This window comes from Streptomyces sp. NBC_00433 (assembly GCA_036015235.1).
Taxonomy (GTDB): Bacteria; Actinomycetota; Actinomycetes; order Streptomycetales; family Streptomycetaceae; genus Actinacidiphila.
The window spans coordinates 8,326,437-8,352,616 of sequence record CP107926.1; the positions used below are offsets into that span (position 1 = coordinate 8,326,437).

At 74.2% G+C, this 26,180-nt stretch carries 25 protein-coding genes; 13 read left to right on the forward strand and 12 right to left on the reverse strand.

Annotation, left to right across the window (positions count from 1 at the left end; all coding sequences use genetic code 11):
• The first annotated feature begins 2 nt into the window (after window positions 1–2).
• Window positions 3–1,037 carry an NUDIX domain-containing protein gene (locus OG900_36010; protein ID WUH95031.1) on the forward strand — a complete coding sequence of 345 codons (1,035 nt, stop codon included), beginning with the start codon at window positions 3–5 and terminating at the stop codon, window positions 1,035–1,037.
• A 66-nt stretch (window positions 1,038–1,103) separates the two neighbouring features.
• Here OG900_36010 and OG900_36015 read toward each other — a convergent pair whose 3' ends face one another.
• Window positions 1,104–2,477, reverse strand: coding sequence for a dipeptidase (locus OG900_36015; protein ID WUH95032.1), 1,374 nt, complete (start codon window positions 2,475–2,477; stop codon window positions 1,104–1,106).
• Window positions 2,478–2,637: 160 nt separating this feature from the next.
• On the opposite strand from OG900_36015, the gene OG900_36020 reads away from it, so the two are divergent.
• Complete coding sequence (locus tag OG900_36020) at window positions 2,638–3,891, forward strand: geranylgeranyl reductase family protein (protein WUH95033.1); 1,254 nt, start codon at window positions 2,638–2,640, stop codon at window positions 3,889–3,891.
• A gap of 58 nt (window positions 3,892–3,949) precedes the next feature.
• Here the strand turns inward: OG900_36020 and OG900_36025 are convergent, their stop codons facing one another.
• Window positions 3,950–4,459 carry a nitroreductase family deazaflavin-dependent oxidoreductase gene (locus OG900_36025; protein WUH95034.1) on the reverse strand — a complete coding sequence of 170 codons (510 nt, stop codon included), beginning with the start codon at window positions 4,457–4,459 and terminating at the stop codon, window positions 3,950–3,952.
• 145 nt (window positions 4,460–4,604) lie between these two features.
• Between OG900_36025 and OG900_36030 the strand changes: the two genes are divergently transcribed.
• The 3 genes from OG900_36030 to OG900_36040 are packed head-to-tail and all read left to right on the forward strand — an operon-like array spanning window position 4,605 to window position 7,532.
• Window positions 4,605–5,396 carry a TetR/AcrR family transcriptional regulator gene (locus tag OG900_36030; GenBank protein ID WUH95035.1) on the forward strand — a complete coding sequence of 264 codons (792 nt, stop codon included), beginning with the start codon at window positions 4,605–4,607 and terminating at the stop codon, window positions 5,394–5,396.
• A 58-nt stretch (window positions 5,397–5,454) separates the two neighbouring features.
• Entirely contained in the window at window positions 5,455–6,870 is a 1,416-nt protein-coding gene (locus OG900_36035; GenBank protein WUH95036.1) for a sensor histidine kinase, read from the forward strand.
• A complete protein-coding gene (locus OG900_36040) occupies window positions 6,867–7,532 on the forward strand; it encodes a response regulator transcription factor (GenBank protein WUH95037.1) in 666 nt (221 codons plus the stop codon). The genes OG900_36035 and OG900_36040 overlap by 4 nt, the downstream gene beginning before the upstream one ends.
• Window positions 7,533–7,648: 116 nt before the next feature.
• Here OG900_36040 and OG900_36045 read toward each other — a convergent pair whose 3' ends face one another.
• The gene (locus OG900_36045; GenBank protein WUH95038.1) at window positions 7,649–9,247 is read right to left on the reverse strand and encodes an MFS transporter; all 1,599 of its coding nucleotides are present in this window, start codon (window positions 9,245–9,247) and stop codon (window positions 7,649–7,651) included.
• Between the two features lie 85 nt (window positions 9,248–9,332).
• Between OG900_36045 and OG900_36050 the strand changes: the two genes are divergently transcribed.
• A complete protein-coding gene (locus OG900_36050; protein WUH95039.1) occupies window positions 9,333–9,734 on the forward strand; it encodes a MarR family transcriptional regulator in 402 nt (133 codons plus the stop codon).
• A gap of 42 nt (window positions 9,735–9,776) precedes the next feature.
• Here the strand turns inward: OG900_36050 and OG900_36055 are convergent, their stop codons facing one another.
• Together OG900_36055 and OG900_36060 are read right to left on the reverse strand one after the other, a co-directional pair.
• Window positions 9,777–10,154: a hypothetical protein gene (locus OG900_36055; GenBank protein WUH95040.1), complete on the reverse strand. Its 378-nt coding sequence runs from the start codon at window positions 10,152–10,154 to the stop codon at window positions 9,777–9,779.
• 178 nt (window positions 10,155–10,332) lie between these two features.
• Window positions 10,333–11,604 carry an MFS transporter gene (locus OG900_36060; protein WUH96047.1) on the reverse strand — a complete coding sequence of 424 codons (1,272 nt, stop codon included), beginning with the start codon at window positions 11,602–11,604 and terminating at the stop codon, window positions 10,333–10,335.
• Between the two features lie 35 nt (window positions 11,605–11,639).
• Here OG900_36060 and OG900_36065 point away from each other — a divergent pair, with 35 nt between their 5' ends.
• Both OG900_36065 and OG900_36070 read left to right on the forward strand, forming a co-directional pair.
• Complete coding sequence (locus OG900_36065) at window positions 11,640–12,863, forward strand: ROK family protein (protein WUH95041.1); 1,224 nt, start codon at window positions 11,640–11,642, stop codon at window positions 12,861–12,863.
• A 198-nt stretch (window positions 12,864–13,061) separates the two neighbouring features.
• Window positions 13,062–13,370, forward strand: a complete 309-nt coding sequence (locus OG900_36070; GenBank protein ID WUH95042.1) for an SHOCT domain-containing protein — start codon at window positions 13,062–13,064, stop codon at window positions 13,368–13,370.
• Window positions 13,371–13,551: 181 nt separating this feature from the next.
• On the opposite strand, the gene OG900_36075 is transcribed toward OG900_36070, so the two are convergent.
• Both OG900_36075 and OG900_36080 read right to left on the reverse strand, forming a co-directional pair.
• Complete coding sequence (locus tag OG900_36075) at window positions 13,552–14,085, reverse strand: ATP-binding protein (GenBank protein WUH96048.1); 534 nt, start codon at window positions 14,083–14,085, stop codon at window positions 13,552–13,554.
• A gap of 262 nt (window positions 14,086–14,347) precedes the next feature.
• A complete protein-coding gene (locus OG900_36080; GenBank protein ID WUH95043.1) occupies window positions 14,348–15,691 on the reverse strand; it encodes a PLP-dependent aminotransferase family protein in 1,344 nt (447 codons plus the stop codon).
• A gap of 154 nt (window positions 15,692–15,845) precedes the next feature.
• On the opposite strand from OG900_36080, the gene OG900_36085 reads away from it, so the two are divergent.
• From OG900_36085 to OG900_36105, 5 genes are all read left to right on the forward strand, one after another.
• Window positions 15,846–16,649 (forward strand): alpha/beta hydrolase, encoded by an 804-nt coding sequence (locus tag OG900_36085; GenBank protein ID WUH96049.1) that lies wholly within the window; start codon window positions 15,846–15,848, stop codon window positions 16,647–16,649.
• 64 nt (window positions 16,650–16,713) lie between these two features.
• Window positions 16,714–17,478, forward strand: a complete 765-nt coding sequence (locus OG900_36090; GenBank protein WUH96050.1) for a molybdopterin-dependent oxidoreductase — start codon at window positions 16,714–16,716, stop codon at window positions 17,476–17,478.
• Entirely contained in the window at window positions 17,462–18,112 is a 651-nt protein-coding gene (locus OG900_36095; GenBank protein ID WUH95044.1) for a cytochrome b/b6 domain-containing protein, read from the forward strand. Before OG900_36090 ends, OG900_36095 begins: the two co-directional genes overlap by 17 nt.
• A 141-nt stretch (window positions 18,113–18,253) precedes the next feature.
• The gene (locus OG900_36100; GenBank protein WUH95045.1) at window positions 18,254–19,663 is read left to right on the forward strand and encodes a hypothetical protein; all 1,410 of its coding nucleotides are present in this window, start codon (window positions 18,254–18,256) and stop codon (window positions 19,661–19,663) included.
• A 162-nt stretch (window positions 19,664–19,825) separates the two neighbouring features.
• Window positions 19,826–20,212: a hypothetical protein gene (locus OG900_36105; protein ID WUH95046.1), complete on the forward strand. Its 387-nt coding sequence runs from the start codon at window positions 19,826–19,828 to the stop codon at window positions 20,210–20,212.
• Between the two features lie 36 nt (window positions 20,213–20,248).
• Here OG900_36105 and OG900_36110 read toward each other — a convergent pair whose 3' ends face one another.
• From OG900_36110 to OG900_36130, 5 genes are all read right to left on the reverse strand, one after another.
• Window positions 20,249–21,076, reverse strand: coding sequence for a DeoR/GlpR family DNA-binding transcription regulator (locus OG900_36110; GenBank protein ID WUH95047.1), 828 nt, complete (start codon window positions 21,074–21,076; stop codon window positions 20,249–20,251).
• 299 nt (window positions 21,077–21,375) lie between these two features.
• On the reverse strand, window positions 21,376–23,787 hold the full coding sequence (locus tag OG900_36115; GenBank protein WUH95048.1) for a right-handed parallel beta-helix repeat-containing protein: 2,412 nt from the start codon (window positions 23,785–23,787) through the stop codon (window positions 21,376–21,378).
• 127 nt (window positions 23,788–23,914) lie between these two features.
• A complete protein-coding gene (locus tag OG900_36120) occupies window positions 23,915–24,556 on the reverse strand; it encodes a hypothetical protein (protein ID WUH95049.1) in 642 nt (213 codons plus the stop codon).
• Window positions 24,557–24,659: 103 nt separating this feature from the next.
• On the reverse strand, window positions 24,660–25,487 hold the full coding sequence (locus tag OG900_36125) for an MOSC domain-containing protein (GenBank protein WUH95050.1): 828 nt from the start codon (window positions 25,485–25,487) through the stop codon (window positions 24,660–24,662).
• Between the two features lie 30 nt (window positions 25,488–25,517).
• Window positions 25,518–26,075: a hypothetical protein gene (locus OG900_36130; protein WUH95051.1), complete on the reverse strand. Its 558-nt coding sequence runs from the start codon at window positions 26,073–26,075 to the stop codon at window positions 25,518–25,520.
• Window positions 26,076–26,180: the final 105 nt, after the last annotated feature.

A 26,180-nucleotide genomic window follows, 5' to 3' on the forward strand; every position in this document is an offset into this window, starting at 1 on the left:
CCGTGATCATCTGGGTGAACGGGGCGTTCGGCGCGGGCAAGAGCACTGCCGCACGGGAGCTGCTCGACCTCGTACCGGAAAGCACCCTGTACGACCCCGAAGCGCTCGGGAGCTGTCTGCGGCAACTGCTGCCGGAGAAACGGCTCCAGGAGGTCACCGACTACCAGGAACTCCCCATCTGGCGGCGGCTGGTCGTCGAGACCGGCGCCGCACTGCTGGCCGAGGTCGGAGGGGTCCTCGTGATCCCGATGACGCTGCTGCGACAGGAACACCGCGACGAGATATTCGGCGGTCTCGCCTCCCGCGGGATCGAGGTCCGGCATCTGCTGCTCGACCCGGGAGAAACGATCCTGCGAGCCCGCATCGCCGACTGGACAGAACACCCCGACCACTCCCCGGTCGGCGACGCCGCCCGGCACTGGGCGCTGGAGCGCATCCCCGACTACCTCGACGCGCTGCCCTGGCTGGCGCTCGACGCCCATGTGATCCGCACGGCCGGGCTGACACCCCGGGAGACGGCGCTGCGGCTCACCGAGGCCGTCAGCCAGGGCGCCGGGGCCTGCGGCATCGTACAGACCCCGGAACCGCGCGCCGAGACGGTGGCCGCCGGGGTGCTGCTCTTCGACGACGCCGACCGCGTCCTGCTCGTCGACCCCACCTACAAACCCGGCTGGGAATTCCCCGGCGGCGTCGTCGAGCGCGGCGAGTCACCGGCACGGGCCGGATACCGCGAGGTCGCCGAGGAGCTGGGCATCGAACTGACCGGCGGCCTCGAACTCCTGGTGGTCGACTGGGAACCGCCGCACCCGCCGGGCCACGGCGGACTGCGGCTGCTCTTCGACGGCGGCCGGGTGGCCACCGCCGACATCGACCGGCTGCTGCTGCCGCCCGCCGAACTGCGCGACTGGCGCTTCGTCACCGAGGACGAGGCCGCCGACCTGCTGCCGCCGGTCCGGCTCGACCGGCTGCGCTGGGCCCTGCGCGCCCGCGAACAGGGCCGACCCCTCAACCTCGAAGCAGGCCACCCCGCCGAATGACCCACCGCCGATCCCGCCCCGCCGACCGCGGGGCGGGACCGCCGCACCCGCGGTCCGGGTGCCGGCTCAGCCCGCGGACGCGGGCGCCTTCGACGCCGCATAACGCTGCAGGAAGACCGCCTCCGCCAGCGACAGCCGCTCCAACTCCTCCGGCGACACGCTCTCGTTGACCGCGTGGATCTGCGCCTCCGGCTCGCTCAGCCCGATCAGCAGGATCTCCGCCCGCGGATACAGCGTCGCCAGCGTGTTGCACAGCGGGATCGAACCGCCCTGGCCGGCGACCGCCAACTCCTGCCCGTACGCCTCCCGCATCGCCTCGGCCATCGCGGAATAGGCCGGGCTCGACGTGTCGGCCTGGAAGGGCTGGCCGCTGCCGCGCTGGGTCACCTCGACCCGGGCGCCCCACGGCGCCGCCGACCGCAGATGGGCCGTCAGGGCCTCCGAGGCCTGCTCCGCCGTCACACCGGGCGGCACCCTGACGCTCACCAGCGCGCCCGCCGAGGCGTGCACCGACGGCGTGGCACCGATGACCGGCGGGGCGTCGATGCCCAGCACCGTCACCGAAGGGCGGGCCCAGATACGGTCGGCGACGGTGCCGGTGCCGATCAGCTCCACCCCGTCGAGCACCTTGGCATCCCGGCGGAAGTCCTCCTCCGGGTAGTCGAGCCCCGTCCACGTGCCCGAACCGTCCAGGCCGTCGACGACGGTCGCCCCCGAGTCGTCCCGCAGCGAGTCCAGCATCCTGATCAGCGCCGCCAGCGCGTCGGGCGCGGCCCCGCCGAACTGGCCCGAGTGCAGATTGCCCTCCAGGGTGGCGACCCGCACCACCAGTTGCACCATGCCGCGCAGCGTCGACGTCACGGTCGGCAGGCCCACCCGGAAATTACCCGCGTCGCCGATCACGATCGCGTCGGCGGTGAGCAGATCCGGGTGCGCCTCCGCATAGCGCTCGAGCCCGCCGGTGCCCTGCTCCTCGGAACCCTCCACGATCACCTTGACGTTCACCGGCACACCGCCCTGCTCCCGCAGGGCCCGCAGCGCCGTCAGGTGCATCAGCACCCCGCCCTTGCAGTCCGCGGCGCCCCGGCCGTACCACCGCCCGTCGCGCTCGGTCAGCTCGAACGGCGGCGACAGCCACGCCGACTCGTCCAGCGGCGGCTGCACGTCGTAGTGTGCGTACAGCAGCACCGTCGGCGCGCCCACCGGGCCGGGCAGCAGACCGTAGACCGATTGGGTGCCGTCCGGCGTGTCGAGCAGGGCCACATCCTGGAAGCCCTCGGCGCGCAGCGCGTCCGCCACCCAGCCCGCCGCCTTCTCGCTCTCGCTGCGCGGGAACTGCCGCTCGTCGGCGACCGACGCGTACGACACCAGCTCTGCCAGCTCGGTACGTGCACGGGGCATCAGTGAGGCGACGGTCTCGGACAGCGGAACGGACGGCATGGGCTGCTCCTCGCAGGAATCGGGGGACTGCTGTGGTCGTTGGTGCGCACAAAGGCTCGCTGCCGATGGTGCCACAGCGAGCCGACCCCGACGGGCGCAATAGGATGCCCTGAGCAGGGGCGACGACAGTCGGACGGGCAGAGCGGGAGCGGAAGCAGACGTGAGCGGTGAGCAGGCGGCGCAGGACAGCGGTGCGGGTGACGGCGAGACGTCCACGGTCTGGGACGTCGTGGTGATCGGCGCGGGCCCCGCGGGAGCGTCGGCGGCCCATGCGGCAGCTGTCACCGGCCGCCGGGTCCTGCTGCTGGAGAAAGCCGAACTCCCCAGGTACAAGACCTGCGGCGGCGGCATCATCGGGCCCTCGCGGGACGCGCTGCCGCCCGGTTTCGAACTGCCGCTGCGCGACCGGGTGCACGCGGTCACCTTCAGCCTCAACGGCCGGCTGTCCAGGACCAAGCGCTCCCGGCAGATGCTCTTCGGGCTGATCAACCGCCCCGAATTCGACGCTGCCCTGGTCGACGCGGCCCGCGAGGCCGGCGCCGAGGTGCGCACGGGTGTGACCGTCTCCCGGGTGGAGCAGCACGGCCCCGGCGTGCCCGACCGGCGCACGGTCGCGGTGATAGTGAACGCCAGCGGTGCGGCGGCCGGGAAGCGCGACGAGGAGATCGTCTACGCCCGCTCCGTGGTCGGCGCCGACGGCAGCGCCAGCCGGATAGGAGCCCATGTCGGGGTCAAGCTCGACCAGGTCGACCTCGGCCTGGAGGCGGAGATCCCCGTGCCGACCTCGGTGGCCGAGGACTGGAGCGGCCGCGTGCTCATCGACTGGGGTCCGCTGCCCGGCAGTTACGGCTGGGTCTTCCCCAAGGGCGACTCCCTCACCGTGGGCGTCATCTCCGCCCGCGGCGACGGCGGCGCCACCAAGCGCTACCTGGACGACTTCATCGCCCGGCTCGGTCTGGCCGGCTTCGAGCCCAGCGTGTCCAGCGGGCACCTCACCCGCTGCCGCGCCGACGACTCGCCACTGTCCCGCGGCCGGGTGCTGGTCTGCGGCGACGCGGCGGGCCTGCTCGAACCCTGGACCCGGGAGGGCATCTCCTACGCGCTGCGCTCCGGCCGGCTCGCGGGGGAGTGGGCGGTGCGCATCGCCGAGTCGCACGACGCCGTGGACGCCCGCCGCCAAGCGCTCAACTACGCCTTCGCCGTCAAGGCAGGCCTCGGCGTCGAGATGGGCGTCGGCCGCCGGATGCTCACCCTCTTCGAGCGGCGCCCGGGACTGCTGCACGCGGCGCTCACCACCTTCCCGCCGGCCTGGCGGGCCTTCGCCGGCATCACCCGCGGCAACCGCTCGCTGGCCGAACTCGTCCGCACCCACCCGATGGCCCGCCGGGCGCTGGACAGCGTGAGCCGGGCCTGACGGCCGGACCGCGGCAGCAGCCGGGGGCCGCGCGCACGGTCCGGTGCCCCCGGTGCCGTCACCTGCGCGCGCCTTCGGTCGCGACCTCCGCTTCGTCGGCCCGCCGTATCCGGAAGACCGGGTGCCTGGGCGCTATCGCGCGCAGCTCCTCGGCGGTGGAATCCGGGCCGACGCCATCGAAGAAGACGCCCACCTCGGCCTTCCAGCGCTTGAGATACCCGCGCAATATCGGGGTCTTGTCGTCGTCCGCGATCTCGACCGCGGTGAACTCCTCGACCTTCCTGCCCAGGTGCAGCTCACCGCCGCCGGCCGCCCGCATGTTGTGCGTCCACTGGACGTGGCCGCGCGGGGCCACCAGATAGCGCTCGCCGTCCAGGGTGAGCAGATTGACCGGAGTGGTCCGCCACTCCCCGCTCTTGCGGCCGCGGACGGCGAGCACCCGCGAGCCCCAGACGCTGAAGCCGCGCCGGGTCAGGAAGGCGACGGCCCGATTCATCACATTGACGGTGAACCAGCCGGGCTTCCGGACGTGCTGGGCCTGCTGAACGCTCTCGACCTGCTCGGACATGATGGTGTCTCCCGATTCTGTGAGCGGTGCTCTCGCTTGAGAACAGTGTGACCGACTCGGCCGCCCAAATGCAAGAGCACCGCTCTGCAATTTTTTCGGGGCTCTTGTTCTTGGTCATCGCTCTTGGAGATGGCACACTGGTTCCATGAGTGCGATCAGAGGAGCAAGAGAAAGGGCCAGGGCGGAGATCACCGCGGCCATCAAGGAGGAGGCGGCGCGGCAGCTGGCCGAGCAGGGCTCCGCCGGCCTGTCGCTGCGCGCGGTCGCCCGCGAGCTGGGCATGGCGTCCTCCGCTCTCTACCGCTACTACCCCAGTCGCGACGACCTGCTCACCGCCCTCATCATCGACGCCTACGACGCGGTCGGCGCGGCGGTCGAGGAGGCGCTGGCCGTGATCGACGGCGGTCGGCCGGCCCCGGAGCCGGTCGACCGCTGGGTCGCCGTGTGCCGTGCGGTCCGCGACTGGGCGGTCGCCCACCCTTACGAATACGCCCTGATCTACGGCTCGCCCGTGCCCGGCTACGCGGCGCCGCAGGACACTGTCGTGCCCGCCTCCCGGGTCCCCCTCGCGCTGGTGTCGGTGGTCCGCGACGCCCACGCGGCCGGGCTGCTCGGCGAACCCCCCGGGCGCCCGCTGGCCGGTCCGGTGCGCGCGGACGCCGGGCGGCTGGCCGCCGAGCTGGCGCCCGAGCTTCCGGTCCGGGTGATCGCCGCGCTCGTCGCCGCCTGGGCCCAGGTCTTCGGGATTGTCAGCTTCGAGCTCTTCGGCCAGTTCAACCAGGTCGTGGAGGCCCGCGGCGAGTTCTTCGAGCAGGCCGCGGTCGCGCTGGCCGCGCAGGTGGGGCTGCGGACGGAAGGCGCCGCCCAGGACGGCGCGATACCCGCGGGCACCGCGGCGGGCGCATCCGGCGCCGGCGGCATACTCCCGGGGAAGTAGCTGCGGTGCCCCCGAGCAGCGGACGCCGGGGCCGCGGAGCGCGGTCTAGCGTGGACGCATGACGTACGAGGTGCAGCCGGGGCCGCCCTGGCGCGGGCGCTTTCCCGCAGGCCGCGGCCATGGCGGCGGGTTCCCGCTGTGGGCGCCCGCGCTGGTGCTGGCCTTCGTCCAGGTGGTCGGCTCCAGCGTGGCCGGGCGGCACCAGACCGTACGCGTCGACCTGGACCGGCTCGGCTATCTGCTGCTGCTCGCGGGCCCCGCGTTGCTGCTGCTGCGCCGACGCAGGCCGGTCGAGGTGGCCGCGGGCACCGCCGTGGTGACGCTGCTCTACACCGTCCTCGGATATCCCTACGGGCCGGTCTTCGCCAGCCTGGTGGTGGCCTTCTTCAGCGCGGTCGCCGCCGGACACCGCAGAGCCGTGCTCATCGTGGCCGGCGCCGGCTTCGCCGGCCACGCACTTGTCGGCGAATGGCTCTATCGCCGGCTGCCGCCGTCCGGCGACAGTCGCACGTCGTGGCAGGAGTTGTCCGGGGCCGCGGCCTGGCTGCTGGCGGTGCTGGCCGCGGCGGAGCTCTTCCGGGTGCGGCGCGAGCAGATCGGCAGGGAGCGGCGGGAGCGGGCCGAGGCGGAGCGGCGCCAGGGCGACGAGGAGCGGATGCGGATCGCCCGGGAGCTGCACGATGTGCTGGCGCACAGCATCTCGTTGATCAACGTGCAGGCCGGCGTGGCCCTCGCGCTGATGGACGAGCGGCCCGAGCAGGCCCGTACCGCGCTCACCACGATCAAGGCGGCGAGCAAGGAGGCACTGGGAGAGGTGCGGCAGGTGCTCAGTACGCTGCGGGCGCCCGGCGAGGCGCCGCGCGCCCCCGCCCCCGGCCTCGACCGGCTCCCCGAACTGCTGGAGCAGGCCAGGGCCGCGGGCCTGCGGGCCGAGGTGACCGTCGAGGGCGACGCGACGCCGCTGCCCGCGGGCGCCGACCTGGCAGCCTTCCGCATCGTCCAGGAGGCGCTGACCAACATCGTGCGGCACTCCGGATCACGCACCGCACGGGTCCGCCTCGGCTACCAGCCCGGCTGCGTGCGGGTGCGGGTCGACGACGACGGGCCGGCGGTGGCCGGCGGCGAGAGCGGCGGCGGCAACGGCCTGGTGGGCATGCGCGAACGCGCGGCCGCGCTGGGCGGCACGATCGAGACCGGGCTCCGCTCCGACGGTGGCTTCCGCGTCCTGGCCTGCCTGCCCCTCACCGCCCCCGAGCCCCCGACGGCGGCAGGCCCGCCGGGCGCCGCCGACCCGGTGCGACCTGCCGACCCGGCCGGACCTGCCGACCCGGCCGGACCTGCCGCCCCGGCCGGACCTGCCGACCCGGGCCGGGCCCCCGACGCCGCGCATCCCGGGCGGGCCCCCGGGAGCCGCCGGGGGCGGGGCACCACCGGCCGTGCGGTCGGCAGCACCGTCGCTGAGGAGCGTCGATGATCCGAGTGGTCCTGGCCGACGACCAGGCGCTGGTGCGGGCCGGTTTCCGGGCGCTGCTCGACGCGCAGCGCGACATCGAGGTCGTCGGTGAGGCGGCCGACGGGCAGCAGGCGCTGCGGACGGTGCGGGAAGTGCGGCCGGACGCGGTGCTGATGGACATCCGCATGCCGGTGATGGACGGGCTCGCCGCCACCCGGCACATCACCGGGGACGCCGCGCTCGAAGGGGTGAAGGTGGTCGTGCTGACCACTTTCGAGCTGGACGAATACGTCTTCGAGGCGATCCGCGCCGGCGCCTCCGGCTTCCTGGTCAAGGACACGGAGCCGGCCGAGCTGCTGCGGGCGGTCCGTGCGGTGGTGGCCGGCGACGCGCTGCTCTCGCCCGGCGTCACCCGCCGGCTGATCGCCGAATTCGCCGCCCGCTCCAAGGAGCCGGCGGCGGTGACGGCCCTCGACCAGCTCACCGACCGCGAACGCGAGGTGATGGCGCTGGTCGGCATCGGCCTGTCCAACGAGGAGATCGCCCGCCGCCTGGTGGTCAGCCCGCTCACCGCGAAGACGCACGTCAGCCGGGCCATGGTCAAGCTCGGCGCCCGCGACCGGGCCCAACTGGTCGTCATGGCCTACGAGTCCGGTCTCGTACGCCCCGGCTGGCTCGGCTGACCCCGAAGCCGGTCCGGCACCCGCACATGCCGCGGGCCCGGCCCCGCAGCAGGAACGCGCGGGGCCGGGCCAGGGGGGAGGCGTAACCGCGCGGGACCCGCGGGCACGCCGGTCGCTCAGTCGAGCCCCGCGCCCGTACCGCCGGACGCGGAGGCGGACCCGGACCCGGACCCGGGGACAGCAGTCGCGGCGGAGGCGGAAGCAGCGGCGGAGACCGACGCCGAAGCGGGCGCAGCCGCAGCGCCGGCCCGCCGTGCCTCGTCCTCGGCCGAGGACGCGACGAGGATGCCGTACGAGGGCCGCCGCCTGCGCAGCCCCGACAGGGTGAGCAGCAGGCCCACCACACCGATGCCGGTGACCGCCCACAGCGCGGGCCGGTAGCTGTCGAGCACCGCCTGCTTGCCGACGCCGTGGCCGCCGGTGTTGGCGGTGACGACCGCGGTGACGACCGCGAGGAAGATCGCACCGCCGACCTGGAAGGAGGTGTTGAGCAGGCCGGAGACCATGCCCTGCTCCTCGTTCTTGACGCCGTTGGTGGCCTGGATGTTGAGCGAGGGGAAGGCCAGCGCGAAAGCCGCGCCGAGCAGCAGCATCGACGGCAGGATGACGGCGGCGTAGCTCGGGTGCAGGTCGATGCGCAGGAAGAGCGCGTAGCCGGTGACCAGCGAGGCGAAGCCGGCGGCGATCACCCGCGGGGTGCCGAACCGGTCGACGATCGGCCCCATCCGGGTGGACAGGATGGCGACCAGCGATCCCGCGGGCAGGAAGGCGAGCGCGGTCTGCATGGCGCTGTAGCCGAGCACGTTCTGCAGATACTGCGTGACCAGGAACTGGAAGCCGATGTACGAGCCGAAGAAGGTGGCGCCGCCGAGGTTGGCGCGGACCTGGCTGGAGGAGCGGAGTACGGCCAGCCGGATCAGCGGGTGGGACGAGCGGTGCTCGATGGCGACGAAGGCCGCGAGCAGCGCCGCGACCCCGGCGAAGGAGCCGAGCGTGCGGGCCGAGCCCCAGCCGGCGCTGGAGGCCGAGACGACCGTGAAGACCAGCAGCAGCATGGACGCGGTGCCGGTGACGGCGCCCGGCAGGTCGTAGCCTCTGCCCTCGGTGCTCTCGCGCGGGGTCCTGGGGATCAGTTTCAGGCCGGCGATCAGCGCGATCAGCGCGACGGGCGCGGGCAGCAGCATCGTCCAGCGCCAGCCTGCCTCGGTGAGGAAGCCGGAGAGCACCAGGCCCATCGAGAAGCCGGTGGCGCCGCAGCTGGAGTAGATGGTCAGGGCGCGGTTGCGGACCGGGCCCTCGGCGAAGGTGGTGGTGATGATCGACAGGCCGGCCGGCGCGGTGAAGGCGGCGCTCAGGCCCTTGATGAAGCGGGTGGCGATCAGCAGCGAGCCGGAGTCGACCAGGCCGCCGAGCAGCGAGGCGACGGCGAAGACGCCGAGTGCGATGAGGAAGACGCGGCGCCTTCCGAGCAGGTCGGCCGCTCGGCCGCCGAGCAGCAGCAGGCCGCCGTAGCCGAGGATGTAGCCGCTGACGACCCACTGCAGGGACTGGGTGGACAGGTGGAGGTCGCCACCGATCGAGGGGAGCGCCACGCCGACCATCGAGACGTCGAGTGCGTCGAGGAAGAGCGCGCCGCAGAGGACGAAGAGTGTGCCCCACTGCAGGGCACTCCAACGCTCTTCGGACCGGGGGACGGTGGTTGACGGAGAGGTCATGGTCGGTAGATTACATGCACGCGCATCAGATGCAAATGCATTTAATGTCCGTGCATCGGGGTCCGTTTTCTGCTACCCTGCGAACATGACCGTGGACAAGGGTGAGCGGGCGCTGGAGCGCGAGTGGCGGGAGATCCTCGCCATCCACGCGCGGACCGCGTGCGAACTCGACCGTGAGCTGCATCAGTACGGGCTCGGCGCGAGCGACTTCGAGGTGCTCGACGTCCTCGCGGGCGACCCCGCGGACGGCGGCTGCACCTTCCGCGTGCAGGAACTGGCCGACCGGGTGCACCTGAGCCAGAGCGCGCTGTCCCGGCTGGTCGCCAGGCTGGAGAAGGACGGCCTCGTCGACCGCGGCATCTGCAGCGAGGACCGCCGCGGCGTCTACGTGGCCATCACCGACGACGGCCGGCAGCGCTACGAGCAGGCCCGCCCCGGCCACCGTGCCGTCCTGGAGCGGATGCTCGCCAAGCCCGCCCAGGTGTGACCCCCTCCCTCACGAACCGCCCATAGCCGTGGCGTGTACGCCTCAGGTGTGCCGCGTCGTGCTGCCCGACGCGGCGGCACGGCGCCGGGCGAACCCGGCCGCGTAACCGAGCAGTACGGCGTTGACGGCGGCGGCGACCAGCGCGGCGACGACCGCGAGCGCCCAGCCGGACCAGCCGAAGGACGTCGTCGCGACGTCGAGCCCGCCGGCCGACGCGGCGAGCGACCACAGCAGCGGCGTCCAGGGCAGGGTCACCGCCAGCAGCAGGAAACCGGTGGGCGAGGCGTGCCGGTGCGAGACCAGCGCGGTGTCCAGGAGCAGCAGCACCAGGGCGACGCCGACCACGACCAGGTAGATCCGGGACGCCCGCTCCCTGTGTGCCGGGCGGGTGGCCTTGATCAGCCGGGTCGGTACGCGCATCGCTCCTCCTCGGGCCGGAAGCGGGGGCGGTCCTCCGCGGCCGTCCCCCAGCATCCCGCCGTCCGGCGACTCCGGCGCCTGTGATGTGCGTCAAGTCCCGCGGCGGGTGTCCCGCCCTGGGGCCGGGGCCGCGCCGCGCGTGACGCCTGAGGTCCCGCGGCGGATGCGCCGCCCTGCGTCAAACCCTGCGCCCGGTGTTGCGCACCGAGTACGCGATGGCGGCCGCGGCGGCGCCCAGCGCCGACACCGTGATCAGCGCGGTCGGCAGGCCCACCGCGTCGGTCAGGAAGCCGATCGAGGGCGGTCCGAGCAGCATCCCGCCGTAGCCGAAGGTGGACGCGGCGGCCACGCCGCTGGGGCCGGTCAGGGCCCCGGCCCTGGCGATCGCGGTCGGGAAGAGGTTGGCCAGGCCGAGGCCGGTGAGCGCGAAGCCCAGGATCACCAGCGGGACCGCCGGGGCCAGGGCGCCGAGCAGCATGCCGCAGGCCGCGGTGAGCCCGCCGAGCACCAGCACCCGGGTCTGGCCGAGCCGTTCGAGCAGCGCGGTGCCGGACAGCCGGCCCAGTGTCATGGCCGCCGCCACCGCCGCGTACCCGGCCGCCGCGATCCCCGGGCCGCCGTGCAGGTCCTGCTCGATGTGCAGCGGCCCCCACTCGGCGAGCGCGCCCTCGCCGTACGCCGAGCAGCCGGCGATCAGCCCGAACAGCAGGACCGGCACGCCGGTGCGCCGCACCCCGCCCGCGGCGGAGGACCCCGCGGAGGACGTACCGGGGGACCCCCCAAGAGAGGGACCCCGAAGAGGAGCCCCTCCGGGAGCGGGCTTCGCCCGCACCACGTCCTCGCGCGGTAGCTCGATCGGGTGGGCCATCAGCACGCGCCCCGCGAACGCGACGGTGAGCAGGCCGACCGGGGTGAGCAGCAGCAGATGGGTGGCGGGCGAGAGGTGGGGCGCGAGGAGTCCGCCCAGGCCCGCGCCGATCAGGGCGCCGAGGCTGTACGCGGCGTGGAAGCCGGACATGACCGGGCGGCGCAGTGCCGCGACCAGTTCGACGGCGACGCTGTTCATGGCGACGTTCAGACCGCCGTACGATACGCCGAACACCAGCAGGACCAGGCCGAGCGCGAGTGCCGAGTGCGTTCGGGGGGGCAGGGCGATGCTCAGCGACAGCACGATGCCGGTGACGAGGGTGACCCGGTCGCTGCCGAAGCGGCGGCAGAGCCGCCCGGTGAGCACCATCGTCGCCACCGCGCCCGCGGACACGCCGAGCAGTGCCAGGCCCAGCTGGCCCGCGGAGGCGCCGACTTGGGCCTTGATGGCGGGGATGCGCACCACCCAGCCGGCGAAGAGGAAGCCGTCGACGGCGAAGAAGACGGTCAGGGCGATGCGCAGGCGGCGCAGGACGGGGTCGGTGGCGGGAGTGTGGTGGGATCGGCTCAGGGCCGTACCTATTTTGTTTAGCGTCGGCACAAAGTCAGAATAGGGGGGTGACACAGATTCGGACAAGGCTTGAGCGGGGCCGCGGTGCACTCGGTCCCGCGCTCTCCCTGGTGCACACCGGCCGCGCGGCGACCCGCGCACTTCTCACCGCTGAACTGGGCGTGACCCGCGCGACCGCGGGCGCGGTCGCCGCTGAGCTGGAGGCGCTGGGGCTGATCCGGGTGGACACCCGGCCGAGCGGCCCCTCCGGCGCGCAGGGCCGGCCCTCGCACCGGCTGGACGTCGCGCCCGAGGGGCCGGTCGTGCTGGCCGCGCAGGTGCACGCGGACGGCTTCCGTGCCGCGCTCGTCGGGCTCGGCGGGGAGATCGTGGCCACCGCGCCCGGCAGTATGACCGTGCCCGCCGACCCCGCGCACGTGCTGGCCGCGGTCGTCGAGGCCGGCGCGGGGCTGCTGCGCGGGTCGGGGCGGGTGTGCGTCGGGGCCGGCCTCGCGGTGCCGTCCGCGGTCGCCGAGCCCGAGGGCACCGCGCTGAACCCGCTGCACCTGGCCTGGCCCGCGGGCGCCCCGGTGCGCGAGGTCTTCACCGGCCAGATCGCCCGGGTGGGCATCCTCGGCCCCGACGGCGAGCCCGTCGCGTCCTTCGTCGGCAACGACGTCAACGTGGCCGCGCTCGCCGAGCACCGTCACGGCGCGGGGCGGGGCGCGCAGCACCTGCTGGTCGTCGCCTCGGGCCACCGCGGCGTCGGCGGCGCGCTGGTGCTCGACGGCCGCCTGCACACCGGCAGTTCGGGGCTCGCCCTGGAGGTCGGCCACCTCACCGTGCAGCCCGACGGGCGCCCCTGCCACTGCGGCAGCCGCGGCTGCCTCGACGTCGAGGCGGACCCGCTGGCCTTCCTCGAAGCGGCGGGCCGCGTCCCCGGCCCGGAGGTGTCGCTGCTCGAACAGAGCCGCGACCTGCTCCGTACGGAGTACGCCGACCCGGCCGTCAGGGCCGCGGCGCACATCCTGATCGACCGGCTCGGCCGCGGCCTGGCCGGGATGGTCAACGTGCTCAACCCGGACCGCATCCTGCTCGGCGGCCTGCACCGCCACCTGCTGGACGCCGACCCCGAGGCGCTGCGCGCGGTGGTGGCCGACCACAGCCTGTGGGGGCGCAGCGGCGGCGTGCCGGTGCTGGCCTGCGCGCTCGACCACAACAGCCTGGTCGGCGCGGCCGAGTTGGCGTGGCAGCCGGTGCTCGACGACCCGCTGGCGGCGCTGGGCGGCTGACGTCGCGACCCCGGGGGGCGCCTTCCGCGGCGGGCCCGCGCCCTGCGCCGGCCCGCCTCTCCGGGGGCCCGCCGGAGCGGCCGCGTACTCCCCGGGGAGCAGCCGCGCTGCCGCTGGCCGTACGACGATTTCGGCGGCGGCGGGAGCCAGGCTCGGTGGTGTCGGGAGAACCCGGCGCGATCGAGGAGATGACGGACGATGAACACCCTGGCTTGGCATGGCGGCGGGCCCGGCCCGTGGATCCTTTTCCTCCCGCTGGTCTGGGTCTTCGCGGTGGCCGCCGTGGTCACCGTGCTGCGCCGCACGGTGTGGCGCGGCCGCGGCGGACCGTGGCAGCAGAGCAGGCCGGCGGCAACCGGCGAGCACAGCCCGATGGCGGTGCTCGGACGGCGGTTCGCCGCGGGCGAGATCGACGAGGAGGAATACTGGCGGCGCATGTCGGTGCTGGAAGAGCACTTCGCCCGTGACCTGCGCGGCCCCCGCGGCGGCAAGGGCGGCGCGCTGTGAGCGGGCTGACGGCACCTCGGGCCGAGGTCTACGGCACCGGTGACGCAGTCGTACGGGCGGCACCGGCTGGGCCCGTCCGGCGGACCGGCGGCTGACGAGCCGCCGCCGGTCCGTACGGCCGGGTGCCGCCTCCCGCTGGGGAGGCGGCACCCGGCCTGCGTGCTGTCGCCGGGTGCGGCGGTCAGGCCGCGGCGGCCACGGAGACCGGCTCGGGCAGCGGCTCGGGCTCGGGCAGCGCGCGTTCGAACGGCACCGTGGTCCGCACCGGCACGAGCGTCGGCACCGAGAGCGGGGTGCGCAGGACGAACCACACGACCTTGCCCGTGTCCTCCGGCAGCAGGTCGGTGCCCCAGCTGTCGCTCATCGCCTCGACCATCGTCAGACCGCGCCCGGTGGTGGCCATCGGCTCCACCGGCCGCAGCTGGGGCAGCCGCGGGTCGTGGTCGGTGACGGCCACGGTGAGACGGTCGTCGGCGAGGGTCAGCCGTACACCGCACTTCTTGTCGGGCTTGGCATGTCGGTGCACGTTCGCCAGCAGCTCGCTGGTGGCACTCGCCGCGGGTTCGACCAGCGGATCGAGTCGCCAGTAGCGCAGCTGCGCGGACACGATGCGGCGGATCTGCTGGATCCGGTACGGGTGCGCCTCGAGTTCGAGCGTGCACTCGCGTTCGGTTCGGTGGGTCGGGTCGGTCCTGTCGGTCTGGTCGGCTTGCATGATCACGGCTGCGACTCCCTCCGCGGCTGGGCCGAGCCCCGCACATGCGGGGAACCGGCCTTTCGCCGCTCCGATGGGAACACCTGAGCGAAAATGCGTAGAGTGACTGCTGCAGCACTCCGTGATGCGATATCAGCGTCACCCGATGTGGGGAATCCCGCAACTCGTCGTGCACGGCGGCTCCGACCAGCTGTTTCCGTGTGCGGGACGGGCGGAACCGGAATCGGCGTACGCCCGGTCGCACCGCCGACCGGCGGGGTCCTTACCCCGGCGCGACATCGTCGGGGCCGGTCCGCGCCAGCTCCGCCAGCCTCGTCAGCGCCCGGCCCAGCACCGCGGGCGGGGGAGAGGCGAGGCCCAGCCGCACGGCGGCCGGGGTGCGGTGCGGCCCCACCGCGAAGGACGCGGCCGGGGTGACCGCGATGCCGTGCCGGGCGGCGGCGGCCACGAAGGTGTCGGCACGCCACGGGGCAGGCAGCTCCCACCAGCAGAAGTACGATCCCGGTCCGGACGCCGTCGCCAGGCCGGCCAGGGCTTCCACCGCGATCTGCCGCCGGTGGCGCGCGTCGGCCCGCTTGGCCGCGGCGATCGTCGTGGCGGTGCCGTCGGTCAGCCAACCGGTCACCGCCGCAAGGGCGTAGCCGGTGCCCGCCCAGCCGCCGGAGCGCAGCGCGGCCGCCACCGCGGCGGTCAGCCGCGGCGGGGTGACGGCGAAGCCCACCGTCAGGCCCGGGGCGAGCCGCTTGGAGGTGCTGTCCACCAGGATCACCCGCTCCGGGGCGTGAGCGGCGAGCGGCGGCGGGGCGTCCTCGCGCAGGAAGGACCAGATCGCGTCCTCCACCGCCGTCAGCCCCGTCTCCCGCAGGGCCGCGGCCAGTTCGGCCCGGCGCGGGCCGGGCATGGTGACGCCCAGCGGATTGTGCAGCGTCGGCTGGACGTAGACCCCGGCCAGCGGCGACGCCTTGTGCGCGGCGAGAAGCGCGCCGGGCAGCAGGCCCTCCCCGTCGCATTCCAGCGGCACCAGCGTGATGCCGAGCCGGGCCGCGACCGCCTTGACCACCGGATAGGTCAGCGCCTCCACGCCGAACCGCCCACCGGGCCCGGCAAGCGCCGCCAGGGCGGCCGCGACGGCCTGCCTGCCGTTGCCCGCGAAGAGCACGCTGTCCGGGTCCGGCGCCCACCCGGCGGAGGTGAGCAGCCCGGCGACCGCCTCCCGCGCGGCCGCGGTGCCCGCGGCGCCGCACGGGCGCAGCGCGGCGGCCAGCACGTCCGGCCTTGCCAGCCGCGCCAGTCCGGCGCCCAGCAGCTCCGACTGCCCCGCGGCGACCGGGTAGTTCAGCTCCAGGTCCACCCGCGCCGCCGCCGGCTCCGCGAGCGCCGGGTCCGCCGCGGGCGCGGCCGCCCGCACGAAGGTGCCGCGGCCCACCTCGCCGGTGACCAGGCCGCGGCGGGCCAGTTCGGCATAGACCCGGCCCGCCGTCGAGTCGGCGATCCCGTGCCGCCGCGCGAACGCCCGCTGCGTCGGCAGCCGGTCGCCGGGCCGCAGCCGCCCCGCCGCGATCTGCGCCGCCACCGCGTCGGCCGCCCGCCGGAAGTCCCGCGCCATCTCCGCCCCCCGTCGCCAGGTCCCGCGGACCACCATATTGCACCGAGATCAAATGGCGGCATTGCCCTCCCGAATGCCCCGCGCCTAGCATCGGGACAACGGGCCGACGAGGGGAAATACGCAGGTGGACAGCGTTCTGATCAACGGCGTCACCATGGCCTACGACGACACCGGAAGCAGCTCCGACAGCGTTCTGCTGCTCGTGCACGGGCACCCCTTCGACCGCACCATGTGGCGCCCGCAGCAGGACGCGGCACCCGGCCACCGGGTGGTCACGCCCGACCTGCGCGGCTACGGCGGCACCCAGGTCGTCCCCGGAACGACCCCGCTGAGCACCTTCGCCGGCGACCTGGCGGCACTCCTCGACCACCTCGGAGTGCGGCGGGCCGTGCTGTGCGGCCTGTCGATGGGCGGTCAGATCGTGCTGGAATTCCACCGGCTCTTCCCCGACCGGGTCGCCGGGCTCGTCCTCGCCGACACCTTCGCGCAGGGGGAGACCGACCAGGGCAGGAAGGAACGCAACGAGCGCGCCGACCGGTTGCTGCGCGACGGCATGTCCGGCTACGCCCACGAGGTGCTCGACTCGATGGTGTCGCCCGCGACCGTCGCGGACCAGCCGGAGGTCGCCGCGCACGTGCTCGGCATGATGCTCGCCGCACCGCCCGAGGGCGCCGCCGCCGCACTGCGCGGCCGGGCGGAACGCCCCGACTACACCGCCATGCTGCCGTCCGTCGCGGTCCCCACCCTGGTCATCGTGGGCAGGGACGACGTCTTCACCCCCGTCGCGGACGCCGCCTTCATCCACGACCGCATCCCCGGCGCGCGGCTGGCCGTCATCGAGGGCGCCGGGCACCTGCCCAACCTGGAGCGCCCCGCAGCCTTCAACGACGCGCTCGCCGGCCTGCTCGCGACCGTACGGCAGGGCGCGCGGGACAGCGCGGATATGACGGAATCCTGACGTCATCGGACCGCCCCTGGTCAGATGGCCGCCAGCGTGCTCGAATCGAACCATGGAAGACCGCATGCCGCCGGTGAGGGCACCGGAAGAAGTCCCGATCGCAGAACAGGGACCCTCGGAAGAGGGCCGCGGCACACCGGTCGGGCGGCGGGTCGTGCTGGGCATGCTCGGGCTCGGCGCGGTCGGCGTGGGAGTGGGCGGCGCCGTCCAGGGCAAGCTCGACTCCGTCCTGGCCTCGGTCAGCGCCAAGGACCCCACCGGGGTGGTGGGACTGCTGCCGGGCGGCGGCGGATTCCGCTTCTACTCGGTGTCCAACTCCATCCCGCACCGCGGCGAGAGCGACTACCGGCTCACCGTCGGCGGCCTGGTCGACAAGCCGGCCGGCTACCGGCTCGCCGACCTGCGCGCCCTGCCGCAGACCCGGCTCGTGCGCGACGTGCAGTGCGTCACCGGCTGGCGGGTGCCCAAGACCGCCTTCTCCGGGGTGCTGCTGTCCACGCTGCTGGACGCGGCCGGGGTGCGCTCCGGCGGCACCGCGATCCGCTTCAACTGCTTCGACGGCGTCTACACCGAGAGCCTGACCCTCGAACAGGCCCGCCGCGCCGACATCCTGGTCGCGCTCACCATGAACGACAAGCCGGTCACCGCCGCCCACGGCGGCCCCGTCCGGCTCTACGCGGCGCCCATGTACTTCTACAAGTCCGCGAAATGGCTGTCGGGCATCACCGTCACCAAGGACGTGCAGCCCGGCTACTGGGAGCACTACGGATACGACGTCGACGGCTGGGTCGGCAAGTCGAACGGCCGGAGCGATGACCCCACCTCCTGACTCCCGGCCGCGCACCGGACTGCGCCGCTTCACCCGTGCCGAGACCTGGGTGCACCGCTCGGTGAACTGGCTGATGGGCATCTGCGTCCTCACCGGCGCCTGCCTCTACTTCCCGCCGCTCGCCGAGATCGTCGGCCGCCGCAGGACGCTGGTCACCCTGCACGAATACTCCGGCATCGCCGTCCCCGTGCCGGTGCTGCTCGGCCTGGTCTCCCGCGCCTTCCGCCGCGACCTCGGGCGGCTCGGCCGCTTCTTCCCGCACGACTGGCGCTGGCTGCGGGTCGCCCTGCGCAGCCGCCGGCGGGAGCCGAGCCTGGCGGGGAAGTTCAACGCGGGCCAGAAGCTCTACGCCGCCTTCGCCGCCGGCGCGCTGCTGATCATGGCGGGCACCGGCATCCTGATGTGGTTCCCGCGCCTGTCGCCGCTGGTGTGGCGCACCGGGTCGACCTTCGTGCACGACTGGCTGGCGCTCGGCTTCGCGGCGGTGATCGCCGGACACGTGTGGTTCGCCACCCAGGACCCCGAGGCGCGGCGCGGGCTGCGCACCGGATACGTACCGCGCTGGTGGGCGCGCGAGGAGCACCCCCTGTGGCGGACCGAGCCCCCGCCCGACCCGCCCGCGGAAGGACCCTGACCCGGCGTCGGCCCGCGTCCGGCCGAACGCCCCGCCGGGCGACCGGCCTTCGCGGATCCGCGGCAGTTCTGTTACGGCCAGGACACCCGGCGGCCGCCCGGGGGACACCGGGGTTTCGCGGCCCGCGCCTAGCTTCGCAGCATGACGACGTCTCAGACGGCCCCGCCGAAGCAGGAGGCCACGGCAGCGGTAGCGGCGGCGCCCGCCGGCGCCCCGGTGCCCGAGTCGTACCGGCCGCGCCGACCCCGGCCCCGGCTGCTGAGCGGCGGCCCGCACCGGCTCGGCCTGCGTACCGTCGCCGCCCTGGTGGTGCTCGGCGCGCTGTGCGCGGTCGCGGTGATCGGCGCGGTCGCCGTGCGCCACGACACCGAGCGGCTACGCACCACCGTCACCGACCGCGCCGCCGTGGCCGCCCAGCTGCGCTTCGCACTCGCCGACCTCGACGCGGAGCGCGCCGACACCCTCGCGCCCGGCCACGCGGCCGCCGACCCCGACACCGTCGTCGGCAACCAGCTCAACGCCCTGCTCACCGCCCGGCAGCGCCGCGCCGAGGTCAGCGCGCTGCTCCAGCAGCTCGGCGCGGACCGGGACCAGCAGGGGGCGGTCACCGAGCTGCTCGACGGCCTCGGCCGCTACGACGACCTCAGCGGACGCGCGGCCTACGTCGCCGAGCAGGACCCCGACCCGGTCGCGGGGCGACCGCCGACCCGTGCGGTGTCCATGAACGTGCAGGCCGGCAATGTCATGCACGACCGGCTGCTGCCCGCGGCGAACGGCCTGTCCGCCGCCTACCAGAAGCAGGCCGACGAGCAGCGGGCCGCCGCCCACGACACGGCCGTCCGCTGGAGCCTGGTGATCGGCGCCCTGGGCCTGGCCGCGGTCGCGGTGCTGCTGTGGTGGCAGTGGGAGATGGCGCGCGACTACCGCAGGCGGTTCAACCCGGCGATGGCGGCCGCGACCGCCGCCGCCCTGGTCGTCGCCTTCGCCGGCGGCCTCGCGCTGACCGCCACCGCGGACGCCGTGGCCGCCTCGGGCGAGCAGGGGCTCAGGCCCTGGACCAGGCTCGCGGAGGCCCACGCGGTCGCCGCCCAGGCCGCCGCGAGCGAGAGCCGCTGGTTCGTCCACGAGTCGGCCTTCGGCGCCGCCGACCAGAAGCAGTTCGACGACCTCACCGAGGCGCTCGACGGCCTGCTGTCGCCCGACGGCTACGCCACCGCCGCCGAGCGCCCCGCCTACCGGGATGTGCTGACCCGCTACGGCCACTTCCGCGCCGACGACGTCAAGCTGCGGGCCCTGAAGAGGTCGGGCGACATCGAGGGGGGTGCGGCGGTGCTCACCGAGGTCGGCCGCGGCGACGTGGCCTTCGACTTCTGGGACTTCTCCACCACCCTGGACCGCCTGGCGGGGCAGCAGCTGGCGGACTTCTCCGCGCACGCCGACGACGCGGAGGATTCGCTCGGCGGCTGGCCCGCGGTGCCCGCCGGGGCGCTCGGCCTGGCGGCGGTGCTGGTACTGCTCGGGGTGCGGCCGCGCTTCGCGGAATACCGTTGAAGTCGGCCACGCAAGGTCGCCGCCCGGCCACCCGGCCGGGACCGTACTTGTCACTTCCGGTGCCGTGCCGGTAAAAGTGGCGGAAGTATCGATTCGCCGGTTGGGGGACCGCGTGCAGCTCGCCCGCCCCGGCCATGCCTGGACGAGACGAGAGCGCAGACAGTGACAACCGAGCAATCACCCGCGGCCGAGGAGCCGTCGCTGCCCGACGACGTTTGGGAGCGGTTCGCCAACGACTCGGAGCGCGCGATACGGTCCAGCGCCCCCAAGGAGCCGTCGGCTCGGGCCAGGATCGTCGCCCGCCGGCTGCGCGAGGAGGACGAGCGGGCCGCCGAGGCGGAACCGCGCCGCTGGGCACGCCGCCGCCCGCAGCCGCCGCACACCCCCTCACAGGCCGCCGCCGCCTGGCGGCCGGACAACCGGCCGACGAAGCCGCCGCCGTCCCCCTCGGTCCGCAGGCTGCGCGCGCTGGCCGGCATCGTCCTGGTCGTCGCGGTGGTGCTGCTCGTCCTGGCGCCGGGCCGCGCCTGGTCCTGGATCGGCGGCTGACCCGGCTTCCTTCCCGGCCCCTCGCGGGGGGCCTCGTCAGGCCTCCGCCGGCTCGCCCGCCACGATGAGATCCGACAGGTGCTCCGAAATCTCCGCGCGGAGCACCTCGGGAATGCCCGCGTCCGTCACCAGGGTGTCCACGTCCTCCAGGGCGGCGAAGGAACTCAGGCCCACCGTGCCCCACTTGGTGTGGTCGGCGATCACGACCACCCGGCGCGCGGAGCGCACGAAGTGCCGGTTGGTCTCCGCCTCCGCCAGGTTCGGCGTGGACAGGCCGGCCTCCACCGAGATGCCGTGCACGCCGAGGAAGAGCAGGTCGAAGTGCAGTGACTGGATGGCCCGGTCGGCCACCGGGCCGACCAGCGTCTCCGAGGGCGTACGCACCCCGCCGGTGATCACCACGGTGGCCGTCGCCTCCGCGTGGTTCGCGCCGGGCCGCCGCTGGCCGGACTGGAAGACGTCCGCGACGCGCACCGAGTTGGTGACCACCGTCAGGTCGGGTACGTCCAGCAGGTGGTGCGCCAGCGCGTAGGCGGTCGTGCCGCCGGCCAGGGCGATCGCGCTGCCCGGCGGGACCAGCGCGGCCGCCGCCGTCGCGATGGCCTCCTTCGCGCCCAGTTCGAGCCCCGACTTCGCCTCGAAGCCCGGCTCGTGGCTGCTCGCCTCGACCACCGGCACGGCGCCGCCGTGCACCTTCTCGACCACGCCCTGCCGCGCCAGTGCGTCGAGGTCGCGGCGCACCGTCATGTCGGACACGTTGAGCCTGCGGGTCAGTTCGTTGACGCGGACTCCGCCGCGTCGGCGTACCTCGTCCAGGATCAGTGCACGGCGCTGTTCCGCGAGGAGGTTCTGGTTGTCGCTCACCCGTGACCTCGTATCGTCCGTCTCGTTGTGTGCGATGCCGTCTGCCGGCGCGCTGCGGTCATCCTTCCACGCACCGCGCCGTCCGGTGTATGCCGGGCCACAGGTCGGAGCGCCTTCGCGGCCGCGCGCCGCCGCCCGCGCACCGCGACCCGCGGCGCGTACGGCGGCGCCGGCACCCGGTGCGGGCACACCGTGGGAAGGGCGGGACGCGGGAGGCAGTCGGGACGGTCGGGACGGACGCGGGAACGGGCCGCCCTGCTCGCCCTGCTGGCGGGCGAGGGCGGCGAGGCGCTGCCCGCTCAGGGCAGTTCCGGCAGGTCCTCCGGGTAGAGCAGTTGCAGCTCGTCATGCGTCGGCTCCGCGACATGGGCCAGCCGCATCGCGTGCCGCTCCACCATCGCCTCGAAGGTCTGCCGCGCCGCCCTGCCGTTGCCGAAGGCCGGGCCCCTGGGAATCGCCTCGAAATACTTCAGCAGCGCGTCCCCGGCATCGTCGCCGAGGCGGTATTCGTGCTCGGTGGCCTGCGACTCCACGATGCTCAGCAGCTCCCCGGCGGAGTAGTCGCCGAAGGTGATCGTCCGCGAGAAGCGGGACGCCACTCCGGGGTTGGAGGCCAGGAAGCGCTCCATCTCCGCCGTGTAGCCGGCCACGATCACCACGACCGCGTCCCGGTGGTCCTCCATCAGCTTGACCAGGGTGTCGATGGCCTCCCTGCCGAAGTCCCGCCCGGCGTCCTCCGGCGCAAGCGCGTAGGCCTCGTCGATGAACAGCACCCCGCCGCGCGCCCGTTCGAAGGCCTCCTGGGTGCGGATCGCCGTGGAGCCGATGTGCTCGCCGACCAGGTCGACCCTGGCCACCTCCACCAGGTGGCCGCGCTCCAGCACGTCGAGCGAGGCCAGGATCTCGCCGTAGAGGCGTGCCACGGTCGTCTTGCCGGTGCCGGGGGAGCCGGTGAAGACCAGGTGGCGGCGCGGGGAGGGCGCCTTGAGCCCGGCCTGCTGGCGGCGGCGGCCCACCGCGATCATGTCTATCAGGGTGCGCACCTCGCGCTTGACGCTGTCCAGGCCGACCAGCGCGTCCAGCTCGCCCAGCAGTTCGTCGCTCTCCCGCGCCGCCGGCACGGGCGCCGCCTCCGCGGCCTGCGCGGGCCGCTGCTGCGGCACCCCGCCGAGCAGGCCGTACGACTGGGCCGCGGGCTGCCGGTCGGGCGCCACGGGCGGCACGGCGACCGGCACCGGCTCGGGAGCGGCGCTGCGGTCGCTGGTGCAGTCCTCGGTGATCGGGCCGGGCTCGGCGAATTCGTAACCGCCGCGCGCGCAGCGCTCGGTGCGGCACTTGGTCAGCGTGGACCGGCAGCCGTCGATGATGTGGAAGCCGTAGCCCTTGCTGCCGGTCACCCGGCACCCGGTGAAGGTGCCGCGGCCCTCGGCCGACACGTAGATGCCGGACTCGGTCGCGTTGGTGACCGTGCAGCGGTCGAGGGCGGGGTCGGCGCCCTTGGTGACGATCACACCGGTCGCGGTGTCGTCGATGGTGACCTGCGCGAAGGTGCCACCGCTGCCGTGGTCGCGGAACCAGGCGCCGGTCGCGGCCTCCTTGATCCGGCAGTCGTCCAGCTGGACGTTGGCGCCGTCGCTCACCGACACCGCCGTGTTGCGGATCTGCGTGAAGTCGCTGTCCACCACGTCCGCGCGGGAGCCGCGGTCCAGCACGAACAGCGCGTCCGGCACGTCGTGCACCCGGCAGGCGTCCAGTATGGCCACCGCACCGTCGCTGACCCACACGGCCGGGTAGTCGCCGGTGCTGTCGTGGACCTCGCACTGGTTGGCGTCCGCCCTGGTCCCCGGGTCCCACACCGACAGGCCGTTGCGGCCGAAGCGGCGGACCGTGCAGCGGGTCAGCGTCAGCACCGAGCGGGCCCGCAGATCGACCGCGTTCTCCGGGATGTCATGGATGTCGCAGTCGGACATCGACAGCACCGCGTCGGTGTCCAGCGAGACGCCGTCGCCGGTGGTGCGGTGCAGCTGGCAGTCGGTCAGATGCCCCGACGCCCGCTGCGACAGGTGCAGCCCGGTGCCGTGGATCTCGTAGACCTCGCAGCCGAGTGCCTCGATCGAGCTGTGCTCTCCGGTGACCGACAGGCCCGAGCCCGTGGCGTGGTGGATACGGCAGCGCTCCAGGCGGGGGCTGCCGCCGCCGCGCACCGAGACACCGCTCTGGCCCGCCGAGACCACCTCGCAGTCCTCGAACAGGCCGCCCGCCTCGTCCAGCACGCTGATGCCGTGCCCCGCCGGGTTGTCGACCGTGCAGCGCCGCACCGTGGGGCGGGCTCCGTCGCGCACCTCCAGGCCGACCGCCGAGCGGGTGCTGATCCGCAGCCCGGTCAGTTCGGGGGCGCAGGCCTCCACCAGCAGCGCGGCGGCCGTGCTGTCCTGGCCCTCGACCAGCAGGTCGTGCACGCCGGCCGCCGCCCGTACGGTCACCGCCACCCCCGACGCCGGGGCGATGCGGACCGTGCCGGGGCCGTCCACGCAGCGCAGGGTGACCGCGTGGTCGATCACCAGGTTCTCCCGGTAGGTGCCCGGGGACACCGACAGCACGTCGCCGTCGGCGGACGCCTCCAAGGCGGCCGCCAAGGTGTCGTACTCACCTGTGCGGCGGCGCCACCGCGAACTGCTCGGGTTGGTGACCTGCACCACGCCATGTGCCATCGGGCTGTCTGCCCCCACCTCTTGCCTCGGCCGACCGGGGATCAACCGTAGCGCGCGCGGAGACCCGCCGTTGACGACAACCCGTCAGGTGGACACCGCCACCTGCCCCGGAACCCCGCGCCGCGGCTCAGCCGCCCGCCCCGGCCCGGCCCCAGTCCTGCCCCACCCTGGCCCAGTCGCGCTCCCAGGAGTCCATTCTGCGCCGCATCAGCCGCCACACCAGGAGCTGCCTGACCATCACCAGGGTCCCGGCGGCCGCCGAGCCGGTGGCCAGACCCGCGAGCACCGCGTGCGTGGAGGCGGTCGCGTCGTCCAGCGGCGGCGGTACGAGCACGCCCGTCCTGTCGGTCCACAGCAGCAGTTGGTCGTCGCGCCAGACTTCGAGGCCCACCGGCACCTTCGCCGTCCGCACCGACCGGTCGGGGGCGACCCAGCGCAGCATGTCCCCATGCCGCGGGTCGTTGTCGGTGCCCGCCGCGGCCACGGCGGCGGCCGCCTTCTCCGCACCCGGCGCGGCGGTGGCGCCGGGGGCCGCGGGGGACTCGACCACCATGGCGGGCACCAGGGTCCGCTCCGCCCGCTGCGTGCGAGCCACCCGCTGCAGAGTGCGGTCGACGGACTGCCCCGCCCACCAGCCCAGCAGCGGCACGGCGCAGAGCAGCAGCACGGTGACCACGCCCAGCCACGCCTCGACGACATCGGAACGCCGGCGCAGCGGATTGCGTCGCCACCGCCACCCGCGCTTGGTGAGCCTCTTGCGACGAGCCATGGGCCGACCACCCCCTTCACCCGTTCAACTACCGCAAACGGCGCGACTCATGCGTGTGAACCCGCATCCCGCCGGGGCAACGGGCAGAAACGCATGTGACGCTTTACTCCAGTGTGGTCAACGGATCGCCGACACGCAGGGTTCCGGATTGCTCGGGTATCAGATTCTGGCCGAAGACCAGCGAGGAGCCGATCCTGCGGTGCCGGGCCAGGCTGCGCAGCGGCTCCTTGCCGCGGGCGCCGCTGTCCTGGTCGGTGGTGGTGACCACGCAGCGCCCGCACGGCTTGGGCACCCGGAAGGTCACCTCGCCGATCCGCACCCGCCGCCAGCCGTCCTCGGCCCAGGGCCCGGTGCCGTCGATCACCGCGTTGGGCCGGAAGCGGTTCATCGGCAGCGGGCCCTCCTCCGCCCGGTCGCCCGCGGCGATCAGCGTGTTCAGCGCGTCGAGGGAGGCTGTCGTGGTGACCAGCAGCGGATAGCCGTCGGCGAGGCTGACCGTCTCGCCGGGCCGCGCGTACTCCGGCTCGATCGGCCGCCGTACCGCCGGGTCGTCCAGATGTACCAGCCGTACCGGCGTGCCGAGGAAGCCGGAGAACCACGCGTCGGCCTCGTCGCCCGCCGCGAGCACGTCCAACGTCCCGGCGAAGAGCCGCACTGTGCGCAGCGGCCCGCCGGCGGGCCGCACGACGGTGAGCGGCGGCTGCCCTGGCGCGGTCAGCCGCAGGCCGCCACCCCCCACGGGCAGTGCGGCGAGCAGCGTCAGACGCGGTTGCTCCCGTTGCGTCACAGCGGAGTCGGTGCCGGCCCCGACCAGCATCCAGCGGCGGTCCCCCGCGAGCCCCCACGGCTCCACGACCGCCTCCTGCGCGCCGACAGCGCGCAGCGACTTCACCGGATAGATGTTCAGCGCGCTCAGGCGCGGCGTGGTCACCACACCATCCTGCCAGCCGCCGTGAAGGAATCAGCCCTGGTAGTAGCCCCCGCCGCCCTGGCCGAGGTTGCGCCGCTGGTACTGCTCCTCGGGGTGCCCGCCGGGCACCTGCCGCGGCGGTACCGGACGCGGCGGCACCGGCCGGGCCGCCTCGTAACCGCTGGGCGAGGGCTGCGGCGGCATCGCCGGGTAGCCGTTCCCGTTGGTGTTCGGGTAGCCGCCGCCGTTGCCGTAGCCGCCGCGCGGCGGGGCCTGCTGCGGGATGTACGGAGCGGGCGGCTGCTGGTAGCCGCCGCCCGGGTAGCCGCCGGGCGCCGCGGACTGCGGCTGCTGGTACGACGGCGAGGAGGGTCCCGACGGCAGTGCGGGAAGCGCGGGCAGGGCCGGCAGGTTGCTGCCGCCGCCGTAGCCGTTGGCCAGGCCCGTGTCATAGCCGGAGTACGGCGAGGGCACACGGATCGGTGCGATCTGAGGGGTGCCGCGCTCCGCCACGAGGCTGTCGTAGATCGGGGTGTCCGGGAAGGACGACGATGACGAGGGGTAGTGGCCGCCGTAGCCGCCACCGTACGAACCGCGGGGGGTGGTCATGAGCCATAAGTTAAGCCCACGATGTGGTCGTTGGGGAGACCGATTAGAGGGTTGTTTGACGGGCGACGAGCCACGCCAAGCCCCCAATATGAGCGAATCCCCGGA

Bases quoted from the DNA above. Each gene is read 5' to 3' on its own strand.
- OG900_36070 (WUH95042.1), top strand. From the start codon at position 13,062: ATGAACACCCTGGCTTGGCATGGCGGCGGGCCCGGCCCGTGGATCCTT.
- OG900_36130 (WUH95051.1), bottom strand. From the start codon at position 26,075: ATGACCACCCCCCGCGGTTCGTACGGTGGCGGCTACGGCGGCCACTAC.
- OG900_36055 (WUH95040.1), bottom strand. From the start codon at position 10,154: ATGCGCGTACCGACCCGGCTGATCAAGGCCACCCGCCCGGCACACAGG.
- OG900_36025 (WUH95034.1), bottom strand. From the start codon at position 4,459: ATGTCCGAGCAGGTCGAGAGCGTTCAGCAGGCCCAGCACGTCCGGAAG.
- OG900_36115 (WUH95048.1), bottom strand. From the start codon at position 23,787: ATGGCACATGGCGTGGTGCAGGTCACCAACCCGAGCAGTTCGCGGTGG.
- OG900_36120 (WUH95049.1), bottom strand. From the start codon at position 24,556: ATGGCTCGTCGCAAGAGGCTCACCAAGCGCGGGTGGCGGTGGCGACGC.
- OG900_36080 (WUH95043.1), bottom strand. From the start codon at position 15,691: ATGGCGCGGGACTTCCGGCGGGCGGCCGACGCGGTGGCGGCGCAGATC.
- OG900_36100 (WUH95045.1), top strand. From the start codon at position 18,254: ATGACGACGTCTCAGACGGCCCCGCCGAAGCAGGAGGCCACGGCAGCG.
- OG900_36040 (WUH95037.1), top strand. From the start codon at position 6,867: ATGATCCGAGTGGTCCTGGCCGACGACCAGGCGCTGGTGCGGGCCGGT.
- OG900_36015 (WUH95032.1), bottom strand. From the start codon at position 2,477: ATGCCGTCCGTTCCGCTGTCCGAGACCGTCGCCTCACTGATGCCCCGT.
- OG900_36075 (WUH96048.1), bottom strand. From the start codon at position 14,085: ATGCAAGCCGACCAGACCGACAGGACCGACCCGACCCACCGAACCGAA.
- OG900_36085 (WUH96049.1), top strand. From the start codon at position 15,846: ATGGCCTACGACGACACCGGAAGCAGCTCCGACAGCGTTCTGCTGCTC.
- OG900_36050 (WUH95039.1), top strand. From the start codon at position 9,333: ATGACCGTGGACAAGGGTGAGCGGGCGCTGGAGCGCGAGTGGCGGGAG.
- OG900_36035 (WUH95036.1), top strand. From the start codon at position 5,455: ATGACGTACGAGGTGCAGCCGGGGCCGCCCTGGCGCGGGCGCTTTCCC.
- OG900_36095 (WUH95044.1), top strand. From the start codon at position 17,462: ATGACCCCACCTCCTGACTCCCGGCCGCGCACCGGACTGCGCCGCTTC.
- OG900_36030 (WUH95035.1), top strand. From the start codon at position 4,605: ATGAGTGCGATCAGAGGAGCAAGAGAAAGGGCCAGGGCGGAGATCACC.
- OG900_36045 (WUH95038.1), bottom strand. From the start codon at position 9,247: ATGACCTCTCCGTCAACCACCGTCCCCCGGTCCGAAGAGCGTTGGAGT.
- OG900_36090 (WUH96050.1), top strand. From the start codon at position 16,714: ATGCCGCCGGTGAGGGCACCGGAAGAAGTCCCGATCGCAGAACAGGGA.